Origin of the sequence: Micromonospora sp. S4605, from assembly GCF_003176715.1 — a bacterium.
Classification (GTDB): domain Bacteria; phylum Actinomycetota; class Actinomycetes; order Mycobacteriales; family Micromonosporaceae; genus Micromonospora; species Micromonospora echinaurantiaca.
The window spans coordinates 1-9,435 of the sequence record NZ_QGSW01000349.1; the positions used below are offsets into that span (position 1 = coordinate 1).

Consider the following 9,435-nt stretch of genomic DNA (forward strand, 5'->3'; position numbering starts at 1 on the left):
GGGCGGTGGAGAGGGGGAGCAGGGTCACCAGCAGGCAGGCGGCGGCCATCGCCAGCAGGGCCGGGGCGAGGCCGAACGCGGCCACCGACCAACCGCCGAGCAGCGCGCCCACCGGCAGTCCCACGAAGCCCAGCGACCCGGCCAGCCCGATCACCCGGGTCTGCAGCTCCACCGGCACCCGCTCGTAGAGCGCCACGCCCAGCAGCGGGTTCACCGCGGCGATGCCGATGCCGGACAGGAAGGTCACCACCAGCACCACCGGCAGTTCCTCGCTGAGCGCCAGCGCCACCAGCCGGGGGGTGCCGCTGACCAGCGCCCCGGCCACGAAGGTCAGATAGCGGGGCAGCCGGGGCCCGAGCACGGTGAACAGCAGGTTGCCCAGCAGCGCGCCGGCCGAGAACGCGCCGAGCACCAGGCCCAGCCCGGCCGGGTTGCCCAGCACGTCGGCCACCCAGAGCGGGATGTAGACGGCGATGCTGGCGTTGGCCACCATGTTCAGCGCGGCGATGACCAGCAGCATGCTCAGCAGCATCCGGTCCCGGCTTAGATAGCGGAACCCGCCGGCGAGCGCGCGCCGGTAGCCCTCCGGTTGCGCCGGCGTCGCGCTGGCCGCCGGCGGGCTGACCAGCGCGCCGATCAGCAGCGCGCAGACCCCGAACGTCGCCGCGTCGATCAGGATCGCCCCGGTCACCCCGAACCACCAGACGAGCAGGCCGCCGGCGGCCGCCCCGAAGAGGGTGACCAGCCGGCCCAGCCCGTCGTAGACCGAGGTCAGCCGGATCAGCCGTACCCCGGCGGCCTCCGCGGCCGGCCGGAACAGCACGTGCTTGACCCGGTCGCCGATGCCGCGCAGCCCGCCGACCACGGCGACCAGCGCCACCAGGGCGCCGAAGCCGAGCCACGGGGTGAGCGCCACCGCCACCATCAGCGCCGCGCTGGCCAGGTCGGCCAGGATCGACGTGCGGCGCAGCCCGATCCGGTCCGCCCACGGCGTCGCCAGCGCGCTGGAGAGCAGGTACGGCAGCGTCTCGGCGAACGCCACCAGGCCCATCTTGGCCGGGCTGCCGGTGGTCTCCAGCACCAGCCAGGGGATGGCCACCACCGAGATCCGGCTGCCCAGGTTGGAGATCAGATCGGCGGTGACCAGGGTGACCAGTTCCCGCCGGGGAGTCACGCCGGGCTGCCGATCGCGGCGTGCGGGTGGGCCGCGGCGTACCTCGCGCGCAGCGCCCGCTTGTCCACCTTGGCCGAGCGGTTCAGCGGCAGCCGGTCGACGAACTCGACCGCCCCGGGTGCCCAGGTGTCGCTCAGCGCGGTGGTCACCAGGTCGATCAGCTCGGCGCCGGTCACCGTCGCGCCGGGCGCCGGCACCACGAAGGCGTACGGCACCTCGCCGGCCACCTCGTCCGGCACGCCGATCACCGCGGCCGCCCGCACCTGCGGGTGCCCGGCCAGCACGTCCTCGATCGGGCGGGAGTAGATCGGCCAGCTGCGCTGCCGGGTGAGGATCCGGTCCTGCAACCGGTCGACCAGGTAGAGATAGCCGTCGGCGTCCAGGTGCCCGATGTCGCGGGTGCGCACCCAGCCGTCGACCAGCGTGTCGGCGGTCAGCTCCGGCTCACCGTGGTAGCCGGCGAAGCGCAGCTCGGTGTGCACCCACACCTCACCGTCGACGTCTGGCGGCAGCACCGTGCCGTCCTCGGCGCGGATCTCCACCCGCACGTCGCCGTACGGCCGGCCGCAGGAGCGCAGCCGCTCCGGGTGCTCCGGGTCGTCGGTCAGCCCGGGCAGCGCGGTGATCACCACCGCCTCGCTGAGCCCGTACACGATGCGCAGCACCGGGCCGAAGCGGGCGATCGCCTGCCGCAGCCGGGCCGGCGCGGCGGGGCCGGCGCCCACGTTGAACATGAACATCGCGGAGAAGTCCGCGCCGTCCAGTGCCGGGTGGTCGAGCACCTCGTAGAGCATCGGCGGGGTGACGAAGGTGGAGTTGATCCGCTCCCGCTGCACCGTGTCGACGAACCGCGCCGGGTCCCAGCCGTCGCGGAGGAACAGCACGCCGCCGGTGAACAGGTTGAACAGGGTGGTGATCTGGCCGCTGGCCAGCCACATCGGCGAGTGCGACAGGTGCCGCAGCAGCGGGAAGCCGGCGGCGCGGAAGTCCGCGGCCAGGGTGAGGATCTGCGCGTAGAAGCTCTCCCGGTGGTGCACCAGCTTCGGGCTGCCGGTGGTGCCGCTGGTCTGCAGGAACGACTCCGGCGCGGGTACCTCGCCGGGCAGCTCGTCGGGCCGGTCACCGGAGGCGGTGGCCGCGGTGAGGTCGGGGCCGGCGCCGCCGGGCCCGAGACAGAAGACCGGCACGCCGGGCAGCGCGGCGGCCAGCTCCGGACCGAGGCCCGCCGGGTCCCGCGCGTCGTAGAGGAACGCGTCGGGACGGGCCAGCCGGGCGAAGTCGGCGACCTCCCGCCGGGAGGTGACCGGCGCGACCCACATCGTGCGGCAGCCCAGCAGGTGCAGGGCGAGCTGCACCAGCGGCCCCTCGACCGGGTTGCCGAGCGCGACCAGCACCGCCGCGCCCGGCCGTACGCCGTGCCGGCGCAGCGTGCCGGCCAGCGCGCACACCTCCGCGCGCACGTCGGCGTAGCTGAGCCGGCGGCCACCGCCGACCAGCGCCTCCCGCTCGCCCCAGCCGGCGAAGAGCGCCAGCGCCCGGTGCACGTAGCTGGCCCGTTGCCCGTCAGTCATCGGCAGTCCCCATCCGGTCCGGCGGTGCCCGGGCAGATCCCGGGCAGGGCGCGGCGGTGGCGCGCGGGTCGGCGACCACCTCGCCGCCGCCTGTGAGCGTAGGGTGTTCCCGCCGTCGGCGGAGAGTGGCCGAACGGCGCTCCGCGCGGACTGGCGGACATTTGATCGCGTCGATCAGGTTGATTGACGCCCATCTTCGGCGGCGGTTAGTTTCCGGTCCATCCCAGCCGGTGACCGTCCGCGGACGGCCCTGAGCTGCCACCACGATGGAGGTTCGATGGCGACTCCGAAGAGATGGCACGTGATAGCTTCCGCCGCCGCGCTGCTGGTCGCGGGCACCCCGGCCGTGGTCGCCAGCGCCGGCCCCGACGCGACGTCCCGGGCGCGCGGCGACCGGGCGGTCTGGGCGGGCAGCTGGGCCGCCGCGGTGACCCGTGGCAACGCCACCGGCCTGACCAACACCGGGCTGAACAACCAGAGCGTGCGGATGGTGGTGCACACCTCGGTCGGCGGTCCCCGGCTGCGGGTACGACTGAGCAACAGCTACGGCGAGCAGGCGGTCCAGGTCGGCCGGGCCACCATCGCCCGCCCCAACACCGCCACCGCGGACGACCACTCCGACATCGACCCGGCCAGCCTGCGCGAGCTGCGCTTCAACGGCGCCGCCTCGGCCACCATGAACCGCGGCGCCGAACTGCTCAGCGACCCGATCGACTTCCCGGTCGGCGACCAGCAGGACCTGGTGCTCACCGTGCACTTTCCGACCCCGACCGGCCCGGTCACCTTCCACGGCCAGTCCCGACAGACCAACTTCATCGGCGCCACCGACCTGACCTCCGCCGCCGACGGCGCGGGCTTCACCATCCGGCCGAACTGCTGCTGGTTCTTCCTCTCCGGCATCGACGTGCAGCGCCGGCACTCGCCGGGCTCCGTGGTGGTGCTCGGCGACTCCATCGGCGACGGCAACGGCAGCACGGTCAATGCCAACAAGCGCTGGCCCGACCTGCTCGCCGACCGGCTGATCGACGCCCGGCCGGACGTCCGCACCCCGGGCGTGCTCAACCTGAGCCTGGCCGGCAACCGGCTCAACCACGAGGGGCCGGAGCCCGGCGCGGGTGGCTTCCCCGGCTACCACGAGCTGGGGCCGAACGCGGTGAGCCGGCTCGACGAGGACGTCTTCGCCCAGACCGACGCCCGCACCGTGGTCACCCACCTGGGCATCAACGACATCTGGATGTCCGGCGACTCCGCCGAGCAGATCATCGCCGCCCTGCGGCAGATCAACCAGCAGGTCAAGGCGCGCGGACTGCGCAGCCTGGTGGCCACCCTGACGCCGTACGAGGGGCACGGCAACCCGGGGGTGTGGACGCCGGAGAAGGAGGCCACCCGGCAGGCGGTGAACGCCTGGCTGCGCGGCAACGGCGAGTTCGACGGGCTGCTCGACTTCGACCGGGTGCTGCGCGACCCGGCCCAGCCCAGCCGGCTGCTGCCCGCGTACGACTCCGGTGATCACATCCACCCCAACGACGCCGGCAACCAGGCGATGGCCGACGCCGTGCCGCTGCGCCTGCTCGGCCTGTGACATCCGGCGCGGGCGGCGGCCCACCCCGCCGCCCGCGCCACCGCTTCCCGGGGGGAGACCGACGTGGACGTCCCGCAGGTGCTGACCCGGCTCTACAGCGACGAGGGCCGGCAGGACCCGTACCCCTGCTACGCCGCACTGCACGAGCTGGGGCCGGTCAGCCCGGTGCCGGCGCGGGCCGAACACCGCACGGTGGCCGCCGTCGCCGTCGGCTACGACCTGGTCAGCCAGGTGCTGCGCGACCCGGAGTGGTACAAGCAGGCCCCGCCCGGCTGGGCGGAGCAGGAGGTGCTGCGCACCCTGCAGACGTCGATGATGTTCGTGAACCCGCCCGACCACACCCGGATGCGGGCGGTCTTCGCGAAGACCTTCACCCCGCGCAGGCTGGGCGCCCTCGAACCGGCCGTGGTCCGGGTGGTCGACGAGCTGCTGGACCGGATGGCCGACGCCGGGGACACCGGCTTCGACTTCGTCGCCGAGTTCGCCTACCCGCTGCCGGCCCGGGTGATGGCGGAGTTCATCGGCATCCCCGCCGAGGAGCTGGACTTCTACCGGCAGCGGGTGGAGCGGATCGACGACTTCCTGGACGTGGCGGGCAAGACCCCGCAGCGCCTCGCCGCCGCCAACACCGCGGCCGCCGAGCTGCGCGCCTTCTACGCCGAGCTGATCGCGCACCGGCGCCGCCGCCCCGGCGAGGACCTGATCAGCGGCCTGGTCGAGGCGGTCGACGCGGGTGACGTCCCGCTCACCGAGGACGAACTGGTCAGCAACCTGATCGTGCTGTTCAACGCCGCGTTCGTCACCACCGTCTACATGTTCAGCAACGGCCTGCCGCTGCTGCTGGCCCACCCGGCGGTGGCCGCCGCGCTGCCCGGCGACGACGCGCTGACCCGGGGCGCCGTCGACGAGATCCTGCGGCTGGAGGCCCCGGTGCACTTCCTGGCCCGGGCCGCGCCCCGGGACACCGTGCTCGGCGGGGTGCCGGTCGAGCGGGACCAGAACGTACTGCTGGTGATCGCGGCCGCCAACCGCGACCCGGCCCGGTTCCCCGACCCGGACCGGTTCGACCCGCACCGGCCCGGCCCGCCGTCGCTCGCCTTCGGCGTCGGCCTGCACTTCTGCCTCGGCGCCGCGGTGTCCCGGCTGGAGGGTCGGCTCGCGCTGCCCCGGCTGCTGGCCCGGTTCCCCCGGCTCGCGGTCGCCGAGCAGCCGATCTACAGCGGTAGCCTCTTCCTGCGCGGCATCGACAAGCTGCTGCTGCACACCGGCCGGCGGGCGGCCGCATGAGTCTCCACCCGCAGGTGACGGCGTACCGGGCGGCGCGCGCCGCGGCCGGCACCCCACCGCTGTACACCCAGACCCTGGCCGAGGCCCGCGCCGCCGACCTGGCCGCGATCCGGGCCGGCGGCGGCGCGGTCGAGCCGGTCGCCGAGGTCCGCGACACGCACGTCCCCGGCCCGGCGGGCGACCTGCCGGTACGGGTGTACCGGCCGGCCGGCGCCGACGCGCTGCCCACCCTGGTCTACTTCTTCGGCGGCGGCTGGACGCTGGGCAGCATCGACACCGCCGACGGCATCTGCCGGCGGCTGGCCAACGCGGTGCCCTGCCAGGTGGTCACCGTCGGCTACCGGCTCGCCCCGGAGCACCCCTTTCCGGCCGCCGTGCACGACTGCCACGCGGCCACCCGGTGGCTCGCCGCGCACCCGCGCGAGTTCGGTCTGGATCCGGCGCGGGTGGCGGTGGGCGGCGACAGCGCCGGCGGCAACCTCGCCGCCGCGGTCACCCTGCTGGCCCGGGCCCGGGGCGGGCCCCGGCTCGCCGCGCAACTGCTGGTCTACCCGAACACCGACCAGACAGCGGTGGCCGCCGGTGACGACGACCCGCTGCTGTTCAACCGCCACTCGGTCGCCTGGTACCGCCGGCACTACCTGCCCGACCCTGACGCCGCCCACGACCCGCTGGCCTCGCCGCTGCTCGCGTCGGACCTGACCGGCCTGCCGCCCGCCCTGGTCGTCACCGCCGAGCACGATCCGCTGCGCGACGAGGGGGAGCGGTACGCGCACCGGCTGCGGGCCGCCGGGGTGCCGACCACCCTCACCCGCTACCCCGGGATGATCCACGGCTTCTTCGCCATGCCCGGCGTCTTCGACGACGGCCGGCGCGCCCAGGACGAGGCCGCCGCGTTCCTGCGCGGGCGGTTCGGGTTGACTGGCACCGACCCGGACGCGGTGCCGGCGGGAAGGGGGACCAACGATGGCTGAGGATGTGCTGCCGAAGCCGGCCGGGCCGGTGGCGGAGCCGCCCGCACCGGCCTGCCTGGCCGACTACGCCGAGCGGGCCCGGGCGGTGCTCCCGCCCGAGGTGTGGGACTACATCGACGGTGGCAGCGGCGCCGAGATCACGCTCGCCGCCAACCGGCGCGCGCTGGACCGGGTGGCGGTGCTGCCCCGGGTGCTGCGCGGCGTGCCCACCCCCCGTACCGAGACGCGGCTGCTCGGCGCGCCGTCCGCACTGCCGGTGGCGGTGGCGCCGATCGCGTACCAGCGGCTGGTGCACCCGGACGGGGAGCTGGCGCTGGCCGCCGCCGCTGCCGCGGCCGGCGTGCCGTACCTGGCGAGCACGTTGGGCAGCGTGCCGATCGAGCAGGTCGCCAAGGCCGGCGGGTCGGTCTGGTTCCAGCTCTACTGGCTGCGCGACCGGGGTCTGGTCACCGACCTGCTGGACCGGGCGCACGCGGCCGGCTGCACGGCGCTCACGGTCACGGTGGACGTGCCGATCCTCGGCCGGCGGCTGCGCGACGTGCGCAACGCGTTCGCCGTCCCGCCGCACGTGGTGGCGGCGAACCTGCCGGCCGGGCGGGACGACCTGGCGCACACCGCCATGCCGGGCGTGTCGGCCATCGCCGCGCACACCGACGCGGTCTTCGCGCCCGCGCTGACCTGGGACGACCTGGACTGGCTGCGCGGGCGCACCGCGCTGCCGCTGGTGGTCAAGGGCATCCTCGATCCGCGCGACGCCGTCCTCGCGGTCGGCGCCGGCGCCGACGCGGTGGTGGTCTCCAACCACGGCGGCCGCCAGTTGGACGGCGCGCCGGCCACCGCCGCCGTGCTGCCCGAGGTGGTCGCGGCCGTCGCGGACCGCTGCGAGGTGCTGATGGACAGCGGCATCCGCGGCGGGATGGACGTGCTGCGCGCCCTAGCGCTCGGCGCGAACGGGGTGCTGGTCGGCCGGCCGATGCTCTGGGCGCTGGCCGTCGGTGGCCAGGCCGGCGCCGAGGCGGCGCTGACCCTGCTCGCCGACGAGTTCCGCGACGCGCTGGCGCTGACCGGGTGCGCGGACCCGGCGGCCGCCCGCGAGCTGAGCACCCGGACGGTGGACTGAGCGTGGCGGCGCCGGCGGACCTGACAGTGGCCGACCTGAGCACGGCCGACCTGCATCCGGCCGTCGACGACCCGGCGCTGAACTCGATGAACTTCCTCAACGAGGTGGCCCAGCACTACCCGGACGCGGTGTCGCTGGCCGCCGGCCGGCCGTACGAGGAGTTCTTCGACGTCGCCGCGCTGCACCGCCACCTGGACACGTTCCGCCGCCACCTCGCCGACGACCTCGGTCTCACCCCGGCCCAGGTGCACCGCACCCTGTTCCAGTACGGCCGGACCAAGGGCGTCGTGCACCACCTGGTGGCCCGCAACCTCGCGGTGGACGAGGGGATCGACGTCGACCCGGAGGCGATCGTCGTGACGGTCGGCTGCCAGGAGGCGATGTTCCTGGTCCTGCGGGCGCTGCGCACCGGCCCCGGCGACGTGCTGCTCGCCGTCGCGCCCACGTATGTCGGGTTGACCGGCGCGGCCCGGCTGCTCGACCTGCCGGTGCGTCCGGTCGCCGGTGGGCCGGCCGGGGTCGACCTGGCCGACCTGCGCGCCCAGGTGCGCCGGGCCCGGGCTGACGGGCTGCGGCCGCGGGCCTGCTACCTGATGCCGGACTTCGCCAACCCGTCCGGGACGAGCGTGGGCCTGGCCGACCGGCGCCGGCTGCTCGCCCTGGCCGAGGCGGAGGACCTGCTGCTGCTGGAGGACAACCCGTACGGCCTCTTCCCGGCCGGGGACGCCGAGCGGGTGCCCACGCTCAAGGCGCTGGACACCGGCCGGCGGGTGGTCTACCTGGGGTCGTTCGCCAAGACCGTGCTGCCCGGGGCGCGGGTCGGCTACGTCGTCGCCGACCAGCGGGTGGCCGGCGCGGACGGTACGGTCGGGCTGCTCGCCGACCAGCTCGCGAAGATCAAGAGCATGGTCACCATGAACACCTCCGCGATCGCCCAGGCGGTCATCGGCGGGGCGCTGCTGGAGCACGGGTGCAGCCTGGTCGCCGCCACCGTCCGCGAGCGGGCCGCGTACACCCGGAACCTGCGGCACCTGGTCGCCGGCCTGGCCCGGCGGTTCCCGGCGGACGCCTCGCCGGTGCGCTGGAACGTGCCGGCCGGCGGCTTCTTCGTGGTGGTGACCGTGCCGTTCCCGGTCGACGATGCGCTGCTGCACCGCTCGGCCCGCGAGTACGGGCTGCTGTGGACGCCGATGGCGCACTTCTACGACGCCGGCGCCCCGGTCGACGCGCTGCGGCTGTCGGTGAGCGCGGTGACCCCGGCCGAGATAGATTTCGGCCTGGACCGGCTGGCCGCCCTGGTCACCGACGAGCTAACCCGCCGTGGCACCGCCGGCCGGGTGGCCTGACACACCGCGTTCACCGCATGGCAATCCGCGACTGCCCGCGTTCGCCTGTCCTGCGTGGACGGTCATAATGGACGCCATGGTCGCCTGGGAGTACGCCCTGCTGGTCCGCCGCTATCAGGGGCAGGGCCGCAATTTCCACGTCAGCTTCATCTGGTACGGCCCGGACGGGTCGCGCCGGGACATCACCGCGTACGGCGACACGGCGATCGCGCACCTGAACCGGGCCGGCCGGGAGGGCTGGGAACTCGTCTCCGCCGCCGAGGACGTGAACAACGTCCAGGGCAGCACCGAGGTGCACCGCTACCACCTCAAGCGGCAGATCGGCTGACCCGCCCGGCGTTCCGCCCGCCACCCGATTCCGCCGCGCCGGCCCGCCTCGAC

At 74.8% G+C, this 9,435-nt stretch carries 8 protein-coding genes; 6 read left to right on the top strand and 2 right to left on the bottom strand.

The features are described 5' to 3' along the window. Together DLJ47_RS29905 and DLJ47_RS29910 are read right to left on the bottom strand one after the other, a co-directional pair. Nucleotides 1–1,174, bottom strand: a 1,174-nt coding sequence (locus DLJ47_RS29905; RefSeq protein ID WP_109904997.1) for an MFS transporter, incomplete at its 3' end; no start/stop codon positions are given. After that, the gene (locus tag DLJ47_RS29910) at nucleotides 1,171–2,745 is read right to left on the bottom strand and encodes a class I adenylate-forming enzyme family protein (RefSeq protein WP_109904999.1); all 1,575 of its coding nucleotides are present in this window, start codon (nucleotides 2,743–2,745) and stop codon (nucleotides 1,171–1,173) included. The genes DLJ47_RS29905 and DLJ47_RS29910, both read right to left, overlap by 4 nt. A 304-nt stretch (nucleotides 2,746–3,049) precedes the next feature. Between DLJ47_RS29910 and DLJ47_RS29915 the strand changes: the two genes are divergently transcribed. From DLJ47_RS29915 to DLJ47_RS29940, 6 genes are all read left to right on the top strand, one after another. After that, on the top strand, nucleotides 3,050–4,327 hold the full coding sequence (locus DLJ47_RS29915) for an SGNH/GDSL hydrolase family protein (RefSeq protein ID WP_199236061.1): 1,278 nt from the start codon (nucleotides 3,050–3,052) through the stop codon (nucleotides 4,325–4,327). Between the two features lie 63 nt (nucleotides 4,328–4,390). Then, a complete protein-coding gene (locus tag DLJ47_RS29920; RefSeq protein ID WP_109905003.1) occupies nucleotides 4,391–5,614 on the top strand; it encodes a cytochrome P450 in 1,224 nt (407 codons plus the stop codon). Next, nucleotides 5,611–6,588, top strand: coding sequence for an alpha/beta hydrolase (locus DLJ47_RS29925; protein ID WP_109905005.1), 978 nt, complete (start codon nucleotides 5,611–5,613; stop codon nucleotides 6,586–6,588). Before DLJ47_RS29920 ends, DLJ47_RS29925 begins: the two co-directional genes overlap by 4 nt. Next, nucleotides 6,581–7,708: an alpha-hydroxy acid oxidase gene (locus DLJ47_RS29930; RefSeq protein WP_109905007.1), complete on the top strand. Its 1,128-nt coding sequence runs from the start codon at nucleotides 6,581–6,583 to the stop codon at nucleotides 7,706–7,708. The genes DLJ47_RS29925 and DLJ47_RS29930 overlap by 8 nt, the downstream gene beginning before the upstream one ends. Then, complete coding sequence (locus DLJ47_RS29935; protein ID WP_446723616.1) at nucleotides 7,657–9,054, top strand: aminotransferase class I/II-fold pyridoxal phosphate-dependent enzyme; 1,398 nt, start codon at nucleotides 7,657–7,659, stop codon at nucleotides 9,052–9,054. The genes DLJ47_RS29930 and DLJ47_RS29935 overlap by 52 nt, the downstream gene beginning before the upstream one ends. Before the next feature lie 67 nt (nucleotides 9,055–9,121). Continuing rightward, a complete protein-coding gene (locus tag DLJ47_RS29940; RefSeq protein ID WP_109905009.1) occupies nucleotides 9,122–9,382 on the top strand; it encodes a hypothetical protein in 261 nt (86 codons plus the stop codon). Nucleotides 9,383–9,435: the final 53 nt, after the last annotated feature.